Origin of the sequence: Pseudoalteromonas sp. S8-8 (assembly GCF_000497875.1) — a bacterium.
GTDB classification, from domain to species: Bacteria; Pseudomonadota; Gammaproteobacteria; order Enterobacterales; family Alteromonadaceae; genus Pseudoalteromonas; species Pseudoalteromonas arctica.
In genome coordinates, this window is the sequence record NZ_AUTR01000011.1 from 13,268 (window position 1) to 34,050 (window position 20,783).

Genomic DNA, 20,783 nt, shown 5'->3' on the forward strand with positions numbered 1-20,783 from the left:
CCTAAATTAATTAAAAGAGGCTTTTAATAACCTCGCATTAAGTGCTAGCCATGCCTGTTTTTGATTTTCCCAGGCGGCTTCCAACTCATGGTATTGTGCCATTAATGCTGAGCGTTCACACTGCTTTGCCATGTTATTTTTTTTAACTTCTAACACTTGTTTTTGTAGTGAACAATAATTTTGCAGTTTTTTCAGCAGTAAATCGTACTCTTGTTGTAATAATGTAATCTTATCTTGTGCTAAAGGCAATTTTGCAAGACGCGTTTGCGTTTTGCTCATTAGCGTTTCGGCCTTTGCTTTTTCGATACGTTCAACAGGTGTACGCTTCAATTTATTAGCTAAACCAACAGCTGCTAAAGAGCGGATCATCCATTTTGTTGGATCGTAATGAAACCATTTAATACCGTTACGGTAGTCGCTTGCAAAAATATGGTGGAAGTTGTGATACCCCTCACCGTATGTAAATAACGCTAAAAAGCCGTTATCGCGTGCCGTATTTTTTTCGGTGTATGGGCGAGAGCCCCAAATATGTGCAACTGAGTTTATAAAAAAGGTAAAGTGTTGGCTTAGTACTAAGCGTAGTAAACCTGCAAGAATTAACATACCCCACACATCACCAACTAATAAACCAAGTGCAAGAGGCAAACCTACGTTCATAGCAATAGCTAGTTTTAAGTAGTGCTTATGTTGCCACATAACGACTTTATTTCGTTGTAAATCACGACAATTACTATAGTCGTTGTAGCTATCGCCTTGGTAGTCACGTAACATCCAGCCGATATGGCTATACCAAAAACCATTGGTAGCCGCGTAAGGGTCTTTTATTGGGTCGTCAACTTGACCGTGATGTATACGGTGATCGCTACTCCAATGCAGAGCACTGTTTTGTAGTGCAAAAGCACCGCCTAGCGCAAAAATAAATTCAACTGCAGGGTGTGCGTTATAGGTTTTATGTGCCCATAATCGATGGTAGCCGGCAGTAATTGATAAGCCTGCGTAAAACATGCAGCCAACAAAAGCAATCCAATGCGCGCTGGTAAATCCGTAGCTAATGGCGTACCAAGGTACAAGTGTGGCAGCCGCCAAAAAGGTTAGGCTAAAAAATAGGACGTTTGTCCAAATAATCGGTGGTTTATTCATAATTCTCAATCTCAGCGTACAACTGTAAGCTAAAATAGTATTTCAAACTCTCGTCGTCAAGTATTAGACTGTACAATTGAGCTAATATCACTAAATATTCATATAAAATAATTCAGGGAGCTGTTGATGTCGGGTGTTAGAGCGCAACAGAAACAAAAAACACGACAGGCGTTAATTCAAGCGGCATTTAATCAGCTGAGTGCTGATCATAGTTTTTCGAATTTAAGTTTACGCGAAGTGGCACGAGAAGCTGGTATTGCCCCAACTTCTTTTTATCGTCATTTTAAAGACATGGATGAGCTAGGTTTAACCATGGTAGACGAAGCGGGCTTAACTCTTCGCCAACTAATGCGTCAAGCACGCAGACGAATAGCAAACGATGGCGGCAGTGTTATAAATACCTCAGTGGTTACTTTTATGGAGTTTATTGATAACTCAAGTAACCAATTTAGGTTGTTGCTGCGAGAACGATCTGGGACTTCTAAAGCATTTAGAGCCGCTGTAGCCCGCGAGGTAAAGCATTTTATTTTAGAGTTGGCTCACTATCTAGAAAGCGAAACTAAGTGCAACGCTATGCATGCCTATATTCAGGCGGAATCTATGGTAACGCTCGTATTTAATGCGGGTGCAGAAGCGCTCGATATAGAAGGATTGCAACGCGACGAATTGATTGAGCGCGTTATTTGGCAGCTGCGTTATATTACTCGTGGAGCCGGACATTACGTAAGAGAAAACACTGAACAAAGTTAGCAAATTTAAAAATTCATTGTAGATTTTTTGTGCCTATTTCTTTATATTAACGCACTATAATAACGGCATACCTTTTAGCCGTAACTAAATAATAAATAAGTCTCTTATTAAGAGAAAGCGAGGATGCAAATGCTCACCAAGGATCCGGTGAACTTAAATTACCCCCCACTATTTGAACAACCACATAATGAGCCTGAAAATTCAGAGCCTGTGGTTACATTCTCTTATTTAAGTCGTGCTCAGCTTTGCAAACTTCCTAAAGTGTTGCAAAGGCAACTGCAAGACAACCTGTTTGGTGCGCTAGATAAACACCAAGCTGCGCGATTACGCGACGACACTCGGTGCCAATATTGGGCTAAAGACAAAGAGTGGAAAAAGGTACCATATTCTCTGTTTAAGCAAGCTAGTACACGCCTAGCTGTTTACCCAAAACAAACTCAAGCACCAACAAAGTACTCGGGCGCGGTTAATAATGGTTCAATTACATCATCGCAAACAGCGTTGCAAAACAATACTTTTATAAATAACACAGTAATGACGCCAAGCACTTCTGCATTTATAAACAGCCAATCAGCTGCGCAAAATAGTCCGCAATTTATAAATCAGCAAAGTTATAACCAAAAACCTAAAAAAGCAGCGCAACCTATACAACAGCATGCGCCCGCTGTACGTATTTATAAGCCAGAGCTAAACAGCACAATGCTACTAAAAGCGTCTCACACTGTTAGGCAAAATTTTACAACCCATGTACTTAGCGCCGCCGAAACCGTAGAGCAACTCGCACAGCAATATACCGGCTATAAAAATGCCAATTTAATTTACGATTACAACTTAGGCTATAGCGAGCGAAAACCTGCTAAAGCAGGCACAAGCTTAACAGTACCCAGTGGTTGGAAACTCAATATAGAAGGCTCATGCAGTAACAGTCGCAGTGTAGTTATTCAGTGGCAAGGGCCAACAAGTGGTCAAATAACACTACAACTAGAAAAAAAACGCCCAGACGAAGTCTCGTTTTGGCAGCACTACGCTGAGGTAAAACCGGGTCTTTATAATGTTACGGTAACGGCCAGTGGCGCAACCGACACCACCACATTTACTGTTGAACAACCCACTTTAGCCTACGAAATAGAACTACTCGACGAAGCTGGCGAACCACAAGCTAATATGGGCTACAAAATACGCCTACGCAACGGCCACATTATTACCGGGCAACTTGATCAAAACGGTTATGCCAACGTATCAGGCCCCGACTTTGAAAACGCTAAAGTCAGCTTTTTTGAACTCGACAGCGAAGATTGGTCTGTAGGCAAAGTTTAAGGATACACAATGACCCAACAACACACTGTAGCTCAAGGTGAAACGCTATTGCGCATAGCAAAGCAATACGGCTACCAAACATCTAAAGCGCTTTACAACCACCCAAGCAATGCAGAGTTTAAAGCCCTACGCCCAGACCCAAACTTAATTTACCCGGGCGATAAAATTACGATTCCGCCTAAAAAAGAAAAGTTTATACCGCTGCGCACCAACAGTATTAACAGCTTTGTTGTACAAAACGAAAAAGAGTACTTTCGTCTGCAAGTATCGTACGACGACGGCGATGACGTAGTCGGTAAACGCGTAGTACTTAATATTGGTAACCAAACAATAGATACCGTATTGCAAAGTGATGGGCTTATCGAAGTAGAGCTTAATAGTAACGACGCCCTAACCGGCACAGTCGATTTATACCTAAATGAAGGCGATACCACACCAACTAAAAGCTTTAACGTGCAAATAGGCAATCTAGATCCAATAGACACGCTTTCAGGTGTGCAAGGCCGGTGCAATATGCTTGGGTTTGATTGTGGTACGGTTGATGGTGTTATGGGTAAAAAAACTCGCATTGGTGTAAAGGAATTTCAGTACGAGCACGATCTCGACATAGACGGCATACCAGGCCCTAAAACCAAAGCAAAACTACAACAAGTATTTGGGAGTTAGTATGAGTGCCTCGCACAGTATGGCAATGGTAGTAAATAACATAAACCCGTTAACTCTGGTTAAGCCTGCTTTTGTATTTATGTATCAGGTTGATCCAAATACGCCAAAGTACGATAAAGAGCAGCTTATACTTATAAATAAACAACATAGCTGGCAACAGGTACAGTCTATAGCCAGTGTAAGGCTCGATTCTACCTGGGTAAAAATAAAATTTACTGATATCCCTCAAAGTGGCAATTTTGATTTAATGCAAGACCCAAATGATGGTCAGCCAGCTTATTATATTTTCGACAATGTCCCATTCAGTGAGCTTCACGACCAAACGCCAGAAACCGTTTTAATGGCAGAAATAGTAGAAGAGTAAGTGCAAGCACTTTATTTTAATAACACAAGTTTTAATGAATGCACTTATTTATATTACCTCGTAAATAAGTGCATGTAGTAAAAGGATAGTTTTAATGACATTTTTAAAAAATCACAGCATGCTTTGCGCTCTCAGCGTTTGTTTTAGCTTACTGCTAAGCGGTTGCTCAGAGCCCTCATCGCAAAGTTCACCACAAGCAGAGGTTGATGTTGCTAAATACCCATGGGCTAAAGAGCACAAAAACCACCCAGAGTGGCCACTCGAAATACGCGAAGAGGTGTACGGAGATGCAGATACATTTTCAACCCCGCGGTTAATGTTTTGGAATAAATATAAAGGCAGTGAAGTGCGCACACTGTGGTCATCACGGTTAGATGGTTCAGACAGGCGCCGTATTATTCCAGAAGAGGTATTTCAAAAGCTTGAATCTATTAGTATACATGCACCAGCACGCTCACCAGATAACCGTTATATCGCTATTTCGGGCTATATAAATGACCGAGCGACTCGCCAGTTATACGATACTAAAGAGAAAAAGCTAATCACCATGTCAAGCGGTGGCGGCTACCCGTGGTTTAATTGGACCTCAGACAGTGAAAACGTCATTTTTTACTCAGATGGCAAAAACTTTAATTACCATGTACCTACAGGGGAACTCACCTCTCGACCGCAAATTCACCACAGTGGCGCTGCTTTTTTACTGCCTGGTGATAAAGAGTTTTTAGCGGTAAAGCACGATGGCTTTTGGATACATAAGTTTAATGGTGAAGTAGTGCGTAAAGTGAACTTTGGTTTTCCGAGAGCATGGGAAATGAAAAACCACCGTATTTCACCAGACGGCAAGTATTTAGCGTTTATGACGTATGGTAGAGAAGATTTTCACTTCCACTGGGTGAATATTGCAAACCCTGAAATAGAGCACTCAGAAAAAGGGGAGGGTGGTGGAGTGATATTTTCATTGGACGAAAATGTCACGCTTAAATTTGGTTTTAACCCGATGGGCGAGGTTGATGAGCTTGGTAGACCTGTTACTTATAGCATTATCACTAGAGCCAATATTTTAACGAGAGAGAAACGTATTACGCGTACTAAAGAAATGAATATTTGGGGCCTTAACGTTTTAGCACCTATCGCTATTACCAACCAAAAAGCACAGAGTAACTAATTATGCATGATATTAGCAAAGGATCTGCAAGCCCATTGGTTTATTTACTAACTGGATATGTTAAACATAATAAACCGATTGGCAAATTAACGCCGGTAGCAAACCGAATTGTTATTGCTGAACAGCCAAAGTCAGCCACTTATAATACAAAAAAGCCTATTGTGTTAAAAACGAATAAAGCCGGTATTTTATCGACAATAAATAGTGACTCATTAGAAGTACGTCAGCCGTTTCATGCCTACATGGCTAATAATCAACGGCCTATTATTATTCCGCCAATGGAGTCCATTGGCCTCATTGCCAATAATAACCCTAGAGGATGGGCTAAAGAATTTGTTGATAATTTAAAAAATTACAGTAGCTCAAATACACCGTTATTAGAGTTACAAACAATCCCTATTACCAATTTAAAACAGCCTACAGAAAATAGCGAAGACGACACTTACAATAAGTGGTATGAAAGGGAAATAATTCAAAAAAACGTAAAGAGTATTCAAGCGTATGTGTTGGCAAAAACGAGGGCTGTTGTATTAAGTATTAACCCAAACATCCCGCTTCTTTCTCCGGGTGAAAATATTGTTTTGTCGTCGCCTATAGGTAGAGATATACCAGCTACTTTCGTCACTGAAACTAACTTAGCGGTGATAACCGGTACTAACAAGATACTACCCAAAGGGTTGTATAGAGTAAAAATAAGGCTTCAGCGGAATACCTATGAGGCCAATATTGCAAGCTGGTGTACTAAATCTATTAAATTTGACGGCACACATTATTACTATGAACTTGCCGAAATGATCCACTTTGATATAAAAAATGAGGCAGGTGAGTTTGATGTAATTAACTGCGATCCGCTTTCGGTTGAAGAGGCAATAATAAAGCAATTTCCTCGCTTTTATAGCCACTTAATAAGTTATGCAAAAGATTTAAAAACCGAGCATGCTACCTATGACCCTAAAAATATTAGTATTAAAGATGAAAACGGTAAAGAGGTTGGTCGCGCAAAAGTTAGTGATGAACCAATAAAAATAGCCAGCGGCTTTGAGAGCTTTTGCCATGGATGGGCGGTGGCTAAAGGCCGTGCACAATTAGCCGCAGGGTTAATAAATACCGATATAACAGCCAGTGCCAGTAACGGTAATTTTACCACTAATGGTAAGTTTGTTTTAGGGAGTAAAATTGCTAAAGCAATACATACTCATTTAAACGAAACAGAAGATAAAACTATTCAAGCAACGCTAGATTCCGTGTTTGCTATGCAAGATGGGCAGGATGCTTGGAAAAAGCTACGTGAAGCTCGCGCAGCCTTTACAACCGATGCTTGGCGGCAAGCACTTGCAGAAAATTTGTGGCGCTTACCAGCTAACACTCCAGCAGCAATGGAAAGCTATAATAAAAGTTTAGGTAAAAAGCTCGGCATTCCTAAGGTGGCAATGGATGCAGCAGGTAATGCACTCAATATAGCTGACTTAACCACAAATATTGCAGCACTTGGGCAAACTACGTTGCAGCAATTTGGTACAAATATCCCTAATTTAGCGCAAGCTAAACGGCACTATAAAACGGTTGCTAACGATTACTTTGAGCATTTAAGTGCCAAAGAAATTGTAAAAGATGTCGTAATTGAAGGAACGTTTTCGCTTAATAGCGAGCAAGTAACCGATGATTACCGCAATACTATTTTGCAGCAAAGCGAGGCCGTTATAAAAGCGCTTAAGCAAAATGAGAACCTTAAAGTAACCGTGGCAGGCCACACCTGCGATATAGGTAATTACGATTATAATATTGCGTTATCTGAGCGACGAGCAGAGGCTGTTAAGCACATTTTAGTGACCCAAGCAGGCATTGATGAAGCGCGTATTGAAGTGCTTGGGCTGGGTTATGCTCAACCACTTATAAATAATAAAGATGAGGCAAGCCGAGCACAAAACCGCCGTGTACATATTGCGGCGTATGCTATTAGCCAAATAAATGTTTGCCCATCTCGTGAAGGTATGGACAGTTTAGAGCGCTTTCGTAATTTAACCGTAGCCAATGATATAAAAGTAGATGAAACAGGCGACGATATGGCGTGGCAAATGATTAACATTGCTCTGGGTGTTATGGCATTTATCCCAATAACAGCTCCCATTGCCGCGGCAGTAGCGGTAATAAAAGCGGGTGGCGCTATTGCTACGTCGGCTGCGAATTTAATGGATGAAGCACTCCTCGATAACGCCTGTAAACAATTCTACGCAGAAATTCAGCGAGATAAACGCCTAGGCCAGGAGTGTGCAGCTAATCAAGGTATGATGCATGAGCTATTAAGTGAATATAATAAAGACGGAAAAACGCAGCAAAGTACACAATGGGCAGCTCAATTTAGGCTGCGCTCAGAGGCAATATCGGGCCTTATGGGATTGCTACTAAGGGCTCAGCGTGAAGGTGATAAAAGCCAATATTATTCAAATTTAGAACGCTATAAAGTAAAACAATACATAGAAAACTTTTTATTAGGTGATAGCTGGGCACTGCCTAATTTGCCCGGTGCATCAATTAGGATGGATACATTTTGGGTATTTTTAATTGATAGCATTACCAATCAAAAGCAAAGTAAAAATGGTGATAAAAAAGCACTTTACGGCTTTAGTGATAACTACAGCTTGCTAGATAAAGCGACACGTAAAGCCGTAGTTACAGATCCTGAAAACACGCTTTATTTGCAATCGCAATCTAACCCGTATGGTTTTTATATGATGACGGTGCCGACAGTAGCGCGTGAGCATAATTATATTACGGCTGAATTTCAAAATTACTTCCCCATTCACACATTTGCTACGCAAGAAAAAGAAGGCAATAAATACCTCGAAAGCTTTGCAAACACATTTGAACCAGTATTTTCTGACTATGGTGAGGCGAGCTATCATCACAGCGCTATATATTATCAAGACCAGACTTCAAAAAAATGGTTGCCAATTATTGCCAATAAACTAAAGCGGCTAACGCCATTCACCCCGATTCGTGTTCTCGTTGTGTTTAACGATACGATGACCGGTATTGCCCCTATTACCTTGAAAGTAACGCGCTGTGATGGCGTAAATAACGAGCTTGCTTATAAAGAGCTAGTAAGGCCGCTTGTAGAGTCTGAGCTATTAAATAATGAAAAGCACTTTGCCGGAAAGTTTGGTTGTGTATTTACACCATTTTTTCAGTTGGGGCCAAAAACGTATTTAGGTACCAAGCCTATGGTGCACGAAGAAGCTTTTTACTCGATTATAAACGACTCTGCAGTTGAATATTATCAAGATGACAATTTCTCTGATATGCGTTATTTCATTGGTGCGCAAGTTGGCAGTAGCCGTGAAGTTGTATTGCCACTAATGGGGGAGCGTAAAGATAATAGTGATGAGATGATTTTTGAGTCTGACACTGCTGAGGTCCTCTATGCCTTAGGCATAAAAAATAAGTTTGTGGCGAATGAGTTTTATGTTGATTTAAATACAAAGCGTAACGGTGGTAATGAAGAGTCACTATTAATAAAAGATTTTTTAACGAGTAGTAGCTCAAGCTTTGTATATCCAGAGCTTTTTGCTGGGGAAAAAAGCATTAGAATTTTGGTGCGCTTTGGTGGTGAGGGTAAACCTTATTTAATAACCAGTAAAATACAAAGGCAAGGGCAATTTATTCGTTTATTTGAGAGTGAATTTGCTGCCGCACAAAGTTTAGGGTTTAAAGTACGCCAGTTTGGCGATGACATAATATTTGATGACTTTGATTGGAATACCCAAGTCGATATTATGGTTGTAGCCACCTGTACAGAGCTAGAGTCTGATAATTATACAAAAAAACTCATTGGTTTAGATTGGCGTAGTGTGCCATGTGATTTAATACTGCAGCAAACTATTGGTATTAATGATCAAGGCCCGAAGTATAAGTCAAAACTTTGCTATTTAGGCAAAGCTACACGTAATGCAAATAAAGGTTATAAAACAGAGCGTATTTTAAATAAAATGGTGGATACGTGGCATGACGATGACTATCAATTTGAGGATAAGTGGTATGACAACCAGTGCCAAATTGATGAGCAGGTAGGCCCAGAGTATGAAGAGTTAATTGAATTATTGAATAACGCAGGCCCTTATAACGAAAAAGGTAAACAGGCTCGAGCGCTGCTTAATTGGCATAATAAAGACGCTGAAGCATTTGCCGGTGAAGAGCAGGTTTTTGTTTTTGCGGCAAATTTTAGTTTGAAATATGAGTCGCCAAAGCGTGTTGAAGTAAACGGCTTAAGGCCTTTTGGAGACATATTTACAAGCCAATTTAGTGATATGTTTACTGACAAAGAGGACAGGCAATATACGATGGAGCTAGGTATTGCTAGCTTTAACTCGGCGGGAAATTCGGGCTTTAATTTTAATGATATCGGTTCGATGACTGATAAAATTAGCAACCATGGCTTGCAGTTAAAGTTACCACTACCGAACCCTACAAATAGCAATTTACCTTGGGGTAAAACATTACCAGAAGCTGATTTAAAAGAATTAGCCGCTGAGCTAAATAGCGATCATTCAACCCCATCACAAAAAGACCTATATAAGCGCTTGTCAGAGGAAGGGTTGACTGAAGATGAAGTGAAACAGTGGTTTGTTGAAGATGCTACAAAGAAGAAAGTAAGGCCGCTAGGAGCTTTTAAAAGCGAATAAATTTATTCGTAATTTAAGTAGTCACCACTAACATAACTGAGCGCAACAGCGCAATTATAGCAAGAATAAAAAGCTCATGAATATGAGCTTTTTATTTATTAGGGTATGGGCATAGTGTGCAGATTGGCTCAGTACTTTAACTGCTTAAAAGGATTTTAATAATGACGTTTTTAAAAAATCACAGCGTGCTTTGCGTCCTCTGCGTTTGTTTTAGCTTATTGCTAAGCGGTTGCTCAGAGCCATCATCGCAAAGTACAAAAAACACAACAGCCGTTGACGTTTCTAAATACCCATGGGTTAAAGAGCACAAAAACCATCCAGAGTGGCCACTTGAAATACGCGAAGAGGTGTATGGTGATGCAGATACATTTTCAACCCCGCGGTTAATGTTTTGGAATAAATATAAATACAGTGCAGTGCGCACGCTGTGGTCATCACGGTTAGATGGCTCAGACAGGCGCCGTATTATTCCAGAAGAGGTATTTCAAAAGCTTGAATCTATTAGTATTCATGCACCAGCACGCTCACCAGATAACCGTTATATTGCTATTTCGGGCTATATAAATGACCGAGCGACTCGCCAGTTATACGATACCAAAGAGAAAAAACTCATTACCATGTCAAGCGGGGGCGGCTACCCTTGGTTTAACTGGACCTCAGACAGTGAAAACGTCATTTTTTACTCAGATGGTAAAAATTTTAACTACAATGTACCAACAGGGGAACTAACCTCTCGGCCGCAAATTCACCACAGTGGCGCTGCTTTTTTACTCCCAGGTGATAAAGAGTTTTTAGCTGTAAAGCACGATGGCTTTTGGATACATAAGTTTAATGGTGAAGTAGTGCGTAAAGTGAACTTTGGTTTTCCGAGGAAATGGGAGATGCTGGACCACCGTATCTCACCGGATGGAAAATACTTAGCGTTTATGACTCATATTAGACCAAAAGCGCATTTTCATTGGGTGAATATTGCCAATCCTGAAATAGAGCATTCAGAGAAAGGTATGGGCAGCAATGTAATTTTTTCACTTGATAAAGACGTTACCCTCAAATTTGGCTATAACGATTTTAAAAGGCCAACTAGTCGGGATGAAGTGCCTGACATATACAGTATTATGACTAAAACGAATATTTTAACAGGTGAAAAAAAAATCACACGCGTAAAGGAAATGGGTATTTGGGGTCTTGATACTTTAGGTCCAATAGCGATTACAAATGTAGCAGCGCAGGGGTTGTAACCATACATGCCTTTCTCTAAATAAAAGCCAAAAAGGATTTTGATAATGACGTTTATAAAAAATCACAGCGTGCTTTGCGCCCTCTGCGTTTGTTTTAGCTTATTGCTAAGCGGTTGCTCAGAGCCCTCATCGCAAAGTTCACCACAAGTAGAAGTTGATGTTGCTAAATACCCATGGGCTAAAGAGCATAAAAACCATCCAGAGTGGCCACTAGAAATACGTGAAGAGGTGTATGGCGATGCAGATACATTTTCAACCCCGCGGCTAATGTTTTGGAATAAATATAAATACAGTGAAGTACGCACGCTGTGGTCATCACGGTTAGATGGCTCAGACAGGCGCCGTATTATTCCAGAAGAAATTTTTACCCAACTGGAGCCTGCGGGATTGCATCCACCAGCACGCTCACCAGATAACCGTTATATTGCTATTTCGGGTTATATAAATGACCGAGCGACTCGCCAGTTATACGACACCAAAGAGAAAAAGCTAATTACTATGTCAGGCGGGGGTGGCTACCCTTGGTTTAACTGGACTTCAGACAGTGAAAACGTCATTTTTTACTCAGATGGCAAACACTTTAATTACCATGTACCAACAGGGGAACTCATCTCTCGACCGCAAATTCATCATAGCGGCGCTGCTTTTTTACTGCCTGGTGATAAAGAGTTTTTAGCGATAAAGCACGATGGCTTTTGGATACATAAGTTTAATGGTGAAATAGTACGCAAAGTTAATTTTGGTTTTCCGAAAGCGTGGGAGATGAAAAACCACCGTATTTCACCTGATGGGAAGTATTTAGCATTTATGACTCATTCAAGGCCAAAAGCACATTTTCATTGGGTGAATATTGCTAACCCGGAAATAAAGAACTCAGAAATAGGAGAAGGTAATGGCGTTATTTTCTCTGATAAAGAAGATTATCAGCTGGAATATACCAATCGCAATTTGCCTGAGCGTAATGAGAAAGGGTGGTTCCTTTCCGAGCGTATTATAAGAATAATAAACATAGTGACAGGCGAACAATCAGAAGCATTAGAAAAAGAGAATAATATTTGGGGTATGGGCTCAATATACCCTATAGCAATTACTAATTCGGCAATGCAAGGAAGTTAATATGCATGAACTAAGCAAAGGATCTGCAAGCCCAATAGTTTACTTATTAACAGAATACTTTGAACAGAATGAATCGATTCTATTGATATGCAAGTAGGCTCAATATAGCTCAAATCACTTTGACTATTTTGTCGATAAAGTGAGTAATGGCACTTTTTAATTATTAAACATGGGATTACTTTATAAGCCCAGATAAAAATAATAAAACTTATCTAATCGGAGATCACTTTAAAGCCGATTTGATTATGGTGGCAAGAAGCGTGTTTGGTATTTTTAATCTTGTTATTTAAGGTTTATTGGTTTTTATTTTCTTTATGATTATGTTTTAAAGGTGTTTTGTGGAATTTTTATGCTTGCTTCCATGGCTTTGTAATGTTAAAAATAGGCTTCACTGAACACACACATAAGAAAACAAGATGCATATTATTCGTTTAATTACACTAAAACTTAACCTCTTACTGCTATGGCAAGTAAGCGGGGATTAGTGTGTTTGCATCGAGTTGAACACTAAAAAACCCCGCAATTGCGGGGTTTTTTTTATCTCGCGGCTGGGATTAATTGAAATTTGGGTAACATAGGAATGAGGGGCAGTTATGCAAGAGCAAGATAAAGTATGGATTTTTGATACCACCTTACGTGATGGCGAACAGGCACTTAAAGCAAGCCTTACTGAAGATGATAAAATTCAATTAGCACATACAATTAGCCGCTTGAATGTGGATGTGATGGAAGTAGGCTTTCCGGTTTCGAGCCCTGCTGATTTTCGCTCGGTGCAACGTATTGCAACCGAAGTAAAAGGTCCTATTATTTGTGGTTTAGCACGCTCAGTTGCTAAAGACATTGAAGCCTGTGGCGAAGCTCTTCGCACAGCTCAGCAAAGCCGTATTCATACTTTTATTGCTACAAGCCCTTTGCACCTTGAACATAAATTACGTATGAGCCTAGACGATGCAACGGCCATGGCTGTTAAATCAATTAAATTGGCACGTAACTATACTGATGATGTTGAGTTTTCGTGTGAAGATGCCGGTCGTACGCCGCACTGGGATTTATGTAAAATTGTTGAGCAGGCAATTAATGCCGGAGCTTCAACTATTAACTTGCCAGACACCGTTGGTTTTGTAACGCCAGACGAATACGCCGCGATGATCCGCCATTTAATGAATAACGTGCCAAATATTGATAAAGCGCGCTTAAGCGTGCATTGCCACAATGATTTAGGTTTAGCAGTAGCAAACTCGGTAGCCGCAGTGCAAGCCGGTGCGCGCCAAATTGAGTGTACTATTAATGGCATTGGTGAGCGTGCTGGTAACTGCTCGCTTGAAGAAGTGGCGATGATCATGAAAATGCGCCACGACCACTTAAAAGTATACACCGATATTAAAAGTGAAGAAATTTACCGCGCATCTCGTCAAGTGGCTAAAATTTGTAATATGCCAGTACAACCAAATAAAGCGATTGTTGGCGAAAACGCCTTTGCGCATAGTTCTGGCATTCACCAAGACGGTGTATTAAAAGCGCAAAATACGTATGAGATTATGTCGCCAGAAAGCGTTGGTGTGCCAAGTAACCAATTAAATATGACTTCGCGTTCGGGTCGTCATGTTATTGAGCATCGCCTAGAAGAGTTAGGCTATCAAAAATCTGATTACGATATGGATGGCTTATACAAAAGCTTTATTGAGTTGGCTGACCAAAAAGGCACCGTATACGATTACGACCTTGAGGCGATGATTTACTTTAATCAAATTAACGACAAAGACGAAAAATACCAATTAGAATTTGTTAACTCAGCCTCTAACTCACAATCAGTAGCAAGCTCTACCATTGGAATGCGTATTGATGGCGAAGCTAAACAAGAAGCGGCGACAGGTAATGGTCCAGTTGAAGCCTCGTTTGCAGCTATTGAGCGTTTAACCGGTATGAGCGTTGAAATGATTGAATATAACTTAGAAGCAACAGGCCAAGGTGCAAGCTCATTAGGCCAAGTAAATATTATAGCTAAATACGATGGCCGACCTTACCACGGTGCGGGCATTGCAGCGGATGTGGTTGAAGCGTCGGTACGCGCCATGATCCGTGTTTATAACTTAATTTATCGTGCACAAAAAGTGTCTGATTTAAAACAACAAAGGAAAGCAGGATGAGTAAAACAAACTACAGCGTTGCAGTATTAGCTGGCGACGGTATTGGTCCAGAAGTAATGGCAGCAGCAGAGCAAGTACTTGATGCTGTGAGCAATAAGTTTGGTTTTACCCTAAACCGTCAGCATCATGCTATTGGTGGCGCAGCCATTGATGAATTTGGTGAAGCATTACCAGAGAGCACGCTTACTGCATGTGAAAACTCAGACGCTATTTTATTTGGTTCGGTAGGCGGTCCTAAATGGGAAAACTTACCACCAAACGAGCAGCCTGAGCGCGCATCGTTATTGCCGCTTCGTAAGCACTTTGGTTTGTTTTGTAATTTACGCCCTGCACAGTTATTACCTGCATTAAGTGCAGCGTCGCCACTTCGCGCTGATATTAGTGAAAAAGGTTTTGATATTTTGTGCGTGCGCGAACTAACTGGCGGCATTTATTTTGGTGAAAAAGGTCGCAGTGGTGAAGGCGCAGAAGAGTTTGCATTTGATACGCAAACATACTCACGAAAAGAAATCGAACGTATTGCACGCTTTGCTTTTGAAGCGGCAAAACTACGTAGTAACCACGTTACCTCTGTTGATAAAGCCAATGTATTAGCATCAAGCGTATTATGGCGCGAAGTAGTAACTGAAGTTAGTAAAGACTACCCAGAAGTAAGCTTAGATTACATTTACGTAGATAACGCGGCTATGCAGTTAGTTAAACAGCCTAGCCAGTTTGACGTACTACTTTGCGATAACTTATTTGGTGATATTTTGTCAGATGAGTGCGCTATGATCACAGGCTCAATGGGCTTATTACCATCGGCAAGCTTGAATCAATCGGGTTTTGGATTGTACGAGCCAGCAGGCGGCTCAGCGCCAGACATTGCAGGTAAAGGCGTTGCAAATCCAATAGCACAAATTTTAAGTGCCGCATTAATGTTACGTTACTCGCTAGGGCAAGACGAAGCGGCTCGCACGATTGAAAAAGCAGTAGCAGAAGCCGTAGAAGCAGGCGTTGGCACTCCAGATATATATCCAAATGCAGGTTACAGCACAAGCGATGTAGCAGCAGCCATCGTTTCACGCATTTAATAACATAGTAAAGTTGCAGCACCGTTATGCTGCAACTCAAACAGATTAGGGAATTAGCAAGTGGCCCAAACGTTATACGAAAAAATTTGGCAAGCACACACCGTTGCCAGCATAAACGAGCAAACCGACTTACTTTATATTGACCGCCATTTAGTGCACGAGGTGACTTCTCCGCAGGCTTTTGCAGGTCTACGTGAAAAAAACCGTACTGTACGTTGCCCAGAAAAAACCTTTGCAACGATGGATCATAACGTATCGACTAAAAGCCGATCACTTGATGCCGCAAGCGAAGTATCTAAAAACCAATTAATGGCGCTTGATAAAAACTGTAAAGAGTTTGGTATTGTACTTTACGATTTAAACTCAATTAACCAAGGCATTGTCCATGTAATGGGCCCAGAGCAAGGCATTACTTTGCCAGGCACAACCATTGTATGTGGCGATAGCCATACTTCTACACATGGTGCGTTTGGCGCATTAGCGCATGGTATTGGTACGTCTGAGGTTGAGCACGTATTAGCAACGCAAACGCTACAGCAAAAAAAGGCGAAATCGTTAAAAATTCAAATTAACGGTGTATTGCGTCCAACGGTTACGGCTAAAGATTTAATTATGGCGGTAATTGGCAAGTTAGGTACCGCTGGTGGCACAGGTTATGTAGCAGAGTTTTGTGGTGCAGGCATTGAAGCGCTTTCAATGGAAGCCCGTATGACGCTATGTAATATGAGCATAGAAATGGGTGCAAAAGCGGGTTTAATTGCATCTGACCAAATTACTTATGATTACTTAAAAGGTCGTCCGTTTGCACCAAAAGGCGCAGATTTTGATGCAGCCGTTGAATATTGGGAAACATTAAAAACAGATGAAGGCGCACACTTTGATTTAGTTGTTGAGCTAAATGCTGACGACATTCAACCGCAAATTACCTGGGGCACAAGCCCAGAGCAAGTAATTGGTGTTGATGAGTGCATACCCGATCCAGATAAAGAGCCAGATTTAATTAAAGCCGATGCTATTCGCAGCGCACTTAAATACATGGACTTAAAAGCGGGCGATAAATTATCAAGCGCGAAAGTAGACACGGTATTTATTGGCTCATGTACAAATAGCCGCATTGAAGACTTGCGCGCTGCTGCAAAAATTGTAGAAGGCAAACAGGTTGTAGCCGGCATAGAGGCGTTAATTGTACCGGGCTCTGGCTTAGTTAAAAAACAAGCCGAAGACGAAGGCTTAGCTGATATTTTTAAAGCCGCTGGCTTTGAATGGCGCGAACCGGGTTGTTCTATGTGTTTAGCGATGAACGATGACCGCCTAGGAGCAGGCAAGCGTTGTGCATCTACTTCTAACCGTAACTTTGAGGGTCGCCAAGGTCGTGGTGGGCGTACCCATTTAGTTAGTCCCGCAATGGCGGCAGCCGCTGCAATACATGGTCACTTTGTTGATATTAGAGGAGAAGCCTAATGAGCGTATTTTTTAGTGGCTTAATGGCCCCACTTGATAAAAACAATGTAGATACTGACCAAATTATCCCTAAGCAGTTTTTAACATCAACTAGCCGCGAAGGCTTTGATGCGGCATTGTTTTATGATTGGCGTTACCTAGATAACGACGAGCCAAACCCTGACTTTATTTTAAACCGCCCATGCTACCAAGGCGCGCAAATATTATTAACGCGCGACAACTTTGGTTGTGGCTCATCTCGTGAGCACGCGCCATGGGCGCTGAAGCAATATGGCTTTGAAGTTATTTTAGCTGAAAGCTTTGCAGATATTTTCTTTAATAACTGTGGTAACAACCAAATGTTAGCCATAGCGTTACCTGCCGACACGCTTGAGCAACTGTTTGTACTTAGCGAGCAGCACGACGATATTAACATTGAAATCGACCTTGAAAATCAAACACTAACAAGCAGTAAGTTTGCACCAATTAGTTTTGATATTAGTAAAGAGGTAAAAGAACGTTTGTTAAGTGGTTTAGACTTTATTGGTGTAACCGAAACGCTAAACCCACAAATTGATGCGTTTGAAAAACAACTAGCGACTGAGCGTTCTTGGCAGTAATTGCTTAACCGTGTGTATTAAAAATCACGTATTAAAAAGCACGGCAATTGCCGTGCTTTTTTGTGGGTAAATATGAGATGTAATAGCTAAAGGTTAATGCCTAAAGTCAGCCATTAACGCAGGTATACCGGGTAACATGCCTACAATTGCCATTACAGTGGTAAGTAACACAAACATAATAAGTGGAATCACCCAGCGGCTCATTTTAGTTAGCTCAGCGCTGCGCTCTTTACAGCCAATCAGCCCTAAGTTATCAAGTAACATAGTAAGTGACCAACCAAAAGCAGGATTAACCAAGGTCGAAGCAAACACCACAATAGCGGCGGATTGCGTCGTTTTACCTTCGCGCGTCATTTCCATGCCAGCTTCAAGTAGCGGGATAAACACCCCAACAATAAGCGCTACACACAATACAGGCTGCCAAATTGCTAAATCCATAGGGTAACCCCATAAACCAGCAATAATACAAAATAATGCAGTTAAAATAGCGCCAGCAGGGATAGGGCGTTTAGCAATAGCGGCAGGCACAATATAAGTACCCCAAGAGGACGCAAAGTTAGCACCACCGGCAAGTGAGCCAAATGTTTGTCTAACCGATGCGCTCAGCATGGTGTCGTCGATATTCATTTGTACTTTTTCAGTACGTTGCGGATAGCTTATTTTTTGAAATACTTGATGACCTAAAAAATCTGGCGACCACATGGCAACGGCAAGCACTGCAAACGGGAGTACAACAACAAAGCTTTCAAGTGTTGGTAAACCTAGCATCCAGCCCGTGTTTTCACCCCACCAGTAAGCTGGGTTCATATTTGGTAAACCCGGTGCAGTATGAAACTCAAACGGTGCACCTAAGGCAAAGGCAACCACACCACCAATAAGGCAGCTTAACGGCACTGCTAACCAACGTTTTTTAAAGTGCTCTAATAGCGCATACAATAAAATGGTGGCTAAAATAACAATAAATGCAATGTGTGCCATATCAATGGCTTCCGCCCAAGCAAACAGCTTTTTAACTTGCGAAATAGTACCAATAAAGCCTAAATAAATGAGCAGCCCGCCACATACACCTTTACTGGTTAGGCGCGCGAGCATACTTCCTCCCTTGGTTATGGCTAAAATAAAACCAAAGGCACCAATGAGTAAGCCAAACGCCATAGGGTGACCGCCAGCAGTAACAACAATAGGAATTAACGGAATAAGCGGGCCGTGAGTACCAGCCAAGTTGGCTGTTGGTAAAATAAAGCCTGAGAATAAGATGATAAAAATAGAAACAATGAGTAATTCGTAACGTACATTTTCTAAAACAAATGCATCGCTTAAACCAAGAGGCGCCGCAAAGGTTGCTGCAATAGCCCCCACCATAACGACTTTACCAATAGTGCCCGCCATTGCTGGAATGGTGTCTTCAAATTCAAATCGGTAATCTCTAAACGGTAAATTAGGACGCCAGCGCTTAGGCTGCATAATTTGTAATTCATGTTCGAGATACTCGTCGCGAGTATTAAACTCTGAACTCGGCTTGTGAAGTTGCTCGTAGCTTTGAGCATCCTTGTGCGTGTTTGATGGTGCATCACCGGGTGGTGTAGTTTGCATGCGTTCTCCTGCAACATTGTTGCTTAATCAAATAAATACGGCTTTTGTTAAAGCAAATGAATATTGAACATGCAGGGTAAATCAGCTCTTAGGCTGGGATGTATAGGCAAAAGGTCGTGCATGGTTGTTTTTAATACAGTTAATCTGACAATCAGCTTTACGTTAAAAATTATAAAACTACACAAAATGATTTAAAGTTATTACAAATCAATAGCTTGGTTTTTATTTCAAGGAGTTTGATCACTGTTTATAGCGGGAAATAGTGTTAATGGCAGGTTATTATCCTTTAGTCTTAGTGGCTGTAAAAGCCGCTTTGTTTGAAAAGCTTATTGGTAGCAGCCGTTAATTTCGTTTTATTTGTGGTGAAATAATACTTCTGTTACTTTCGGATTGTTAATAACAACAATAAAGAATAGAGATGCAACTCAACTCCCCTAAATCAATTGGTATTTTACTTGGTACGCTTTACGGCATATTTATGCGGCTGTTTGTAGAGCTAGTCAATGCTTACAATTTAGGTAGCTTAGTCTCTATATCATTTATGTTTTTAGTGCCCGTTGCAATTGGTTATATTCGTGTTCATTTTGAATTTAAAAGCACAGAAACATTAACTAAAAGGCAAATGATCACGATTGCTTGGCAGCCTATTTTTGTTTTTTTATTTGTAAGTGTAATTACTTTGCTTGAAGGGAGCATTTGTGTGGCAATGGCTTTGCCTGCTTTTATGTTTTTTGCCAGCATTGGTGGGTTACTTGCGGGCTTTGTTAGAAAACGTAAAATAAAAAAAGCGAATAGTTCTTTATTATCAATCGCGTTATTACCTATATTGCTCTCACCTATTGAAGTTAACTTTTTACATTTATCAAAAACATACGAAGTAACAAATTCAATAGCTATTAACGCGCCCATCAATGTTGTGTGGCAGCAGTTAGCTAATGTGAGTGACATAAAACCACAGGAAGTGCCTTTTTCACTCACTCAATTAATTGGTGTACCAAAGCCATTAAAGGCAAGTATGAATGCTAGCGGTATAGGCGCTGTTCGCACAAGTACTTGGCAAAAAGGCGTTGTGTTTAAAGAAGTAATAACCGACTGGCAACCAAATAAACAGATGCATTATAGATTTGATATAGACCCAGATGCTATCCCCGATGACGCACTCGATAAACACGTAAAACTAGGCGGTGAATACTTTTCACCTCTTTACGGTGGATATGAGTTAAGTGAAGATAAAAGCGGCAATACGATTTTAACGTTAAAAACGACCGTGCAAGATAATACAAATTTTGGTGTTTATTCGCGAATATGGGGTGAGGTGATATTTCAAGATTTTCATCATTCACTTTTAACGTTGATGAAAAACAGAGCTGAAAAATCACTTATCGTAACTGTTTATTATAATTAGCTTAAACCATCATATTTTTAAAAAATATTACACGCTAAAAGGTAAAGCCTTTGCATTTGCAAAGGCTTTT

15 protein-coding genes are annotated in these 20,783 nt (G+C 40.8%); 13 read left to right on the forward strand and 2 right to left on the reverse strand.

Annotated elements, in window-relative coordinates; genetic code table 11:
* Positions 1–6: 6 nt before the first annotated feature.
* Complete coding sequence (locus tag L659_RS0102700) at positions 7–1,140, reverse strand: acyl-CoA desaturase (protein ID WP_024589509.1); 1,134 nt, start codon at positions 1,138–1,140, stop codon at positions 7–9.
* A 126-nt stretch (positions 1,141–1,266) separates the two neighbouring features.
* Here L659_RS0102700 and fabR point away from each other — a divergent pair, with 126 nt between their 5' ends.
* From fabR to leuD, 12 genes are all read left to right on the forward strand, one after another.
* Entirely contained in the window at positions 1,267–1,890 is a 624-nt protein-coding gene (gene fabR / locus L659_RS0102705) for an HTH-type transcriptional repressor FabR (protein ID WP_007582233.1), read from the forward strand.
* Positions 1,891–2,019: 129 nt separating this feature from the next.
* Complete coding sequence (locus L659_RS0102710; protein ID WP_231388426.1) at positions 2,020–3,207, forward strand: hypothetical protein; 1,188 nt, start codon at positions 2,020–2,022, stop codon at positions 3,205–3,207.
* Between the two features lie 9 nt (positions 3,208–3,216).
* A complete protein-coding gene (locus L659_RS0102715; protein ID WP_024589511.1) occupies positions 3,217–3,873 on the forward strand; it encodes a PGRP and LysM peptidoglycan-binding domain-containing protein in 657 nt (218 codons plus the stop codon).
* Between the two features lies 1 nt (position 3,874).
* Positions 3,875–4,237 carry a hypothetical protein gene (locus tag L659_RS0102720; RefSeq protein ID WP_024589512.1) on the forward strand — a complete coding sequence of 121 codons (363 nt, stop codon included), beginning with the start codon at positions 3,875–3,877 and terminating at the stop codon, positions 4,235–4,237.
* A 94-nt stretch (positions 4,238–4,331) separates the two neighbouring features.
* Entirely contained in the window at positions 4,332–5,402 is a 1,071-nt protein-coding gene (locus L659_RS0102725; protein ID WP_024589513.1) for a PD40 domain-containing protein, read from the forward strand.
* A gap of 2 nt (positions 5,403–5,404) precedes the next feature.
* Positions 5,405–10,081 carry an OmpA family protein gene (locus L659_RS0102730; RefSeq protein ID WP_024589514.1) on the forward strand — a complete coding sequence of 1,559 codons (4,677 nt, stop codon included), beginning with the start codon at positions 5,405–5,407 and terminating at the stop codon, positions 10,079–10,081.
* 161 nt (positions 10,082–10,242) lie between these two features.
* Positions 10,243–11,319, forward strand: a complete 1,077-nt coding sequence (locus L659_RS0102735) for a hypothetical protein (RefSeq protein ID WP_024589515.1) — start codon at positions 10,243–10,245, stop codon at positions 11,317–11,319.
* Between the two features lie 45 nt (positions 11,320–11,364).
* Positions 11,365–12,435, forward strand: a complete 1,071-nt coding sequence (locus L659_RS0102740; RefSeq protein ID WP_024589516.1) for a hypothetical protein — start codon at positions 11,365–11,367, stop codon at positions 12,433–12,435.
* A 593-nt stretch (positions 12,436–13,028) separates the two neighbouring features.
* A complete protein-coding gene (leuA, locus tag L659_RS0102745; protein ID WP_008171909.1) occupies positions 13,029–14,582 on the forward strand; it encodes a 2-isopropylmalate synthase in 1,554 nt (517 codons plus the stop codon).
* The gene (leuB, locus tag L659_RS0102750) at positions 14,579–15,655 is read left to right on the forward strand and encodes a 3-isopropylmalate dehydrogenase (protein WP_024589517.1); all 1,077 of its coding nucleotides are present in this window, start codon (positions 14,579–14,581) and stop codon (positions 15,653–15,655) included. Before leuA ends, leuB begins: the two co-directional genes overlap by 4 nt.
* A gap of 60 nt (positions 15,656–15,715) precedes the next feature.
* On the forward strand, positions 15,716–17,116 hold the full coding sequence (gene leuC / locus L659_RS0102755) for a 3-isopropylmalate dehydratase large subunit (protein ID WP_024589518.1): 1,401 nt from the start codon (positions 15,716–15,718) through the stop codon (positions 17,114–17,116).
* Positions 17,116–17,715 carry a 3-isopropylmalate dehydratase small subunit gene (gene leuD / locus L659_RS0102760; protein WP_010555450.1) on the forward strand — a complete coding sequence of 200 codons (600 nt, stop codon included), beginning with the start codon at positions 17,116–17,118 and terminating at the stop codon, positions 17,713–17,715. The genes leuC and leuD overlap by 1 nt, the downstream gene beginning before the upstream one ends.
* A 93-nt stretch (positions 17,716–17,808) precedes the next feature.
* On the opposite strand, the gene L659_RS0102765 is transcribed toward leuD, so the two are convergent.
* Complete coding sequence (locus L659_RS0102765) at positions 17,809–19,308, reverse strand: DUF3360 family protein (RefSeq protein WP_024589519.1); 1,500 nt, start codon at positions 19,306–19,308, stop codon at positions 17,809–17,811.
* A gap of 418 nt (positions 19,309–19,726) precedes the next feature.
* Here L659_RS0102765 and L659_RS0102775 point away from each other — a divergent pair, with 418 nt between their 5' ends.
* Positions 19,727–20,713, forward strand: a complete 987-nt coding sequence (locus L659_RS0102775; protein ID WP_024589520.1) for a hypothetical protein — start codon at positions 19,727–19,729, stop codon at positions 20,711–20,713.
* Positions 20,714–20,783: the final 70 nt, after the last annotated feature.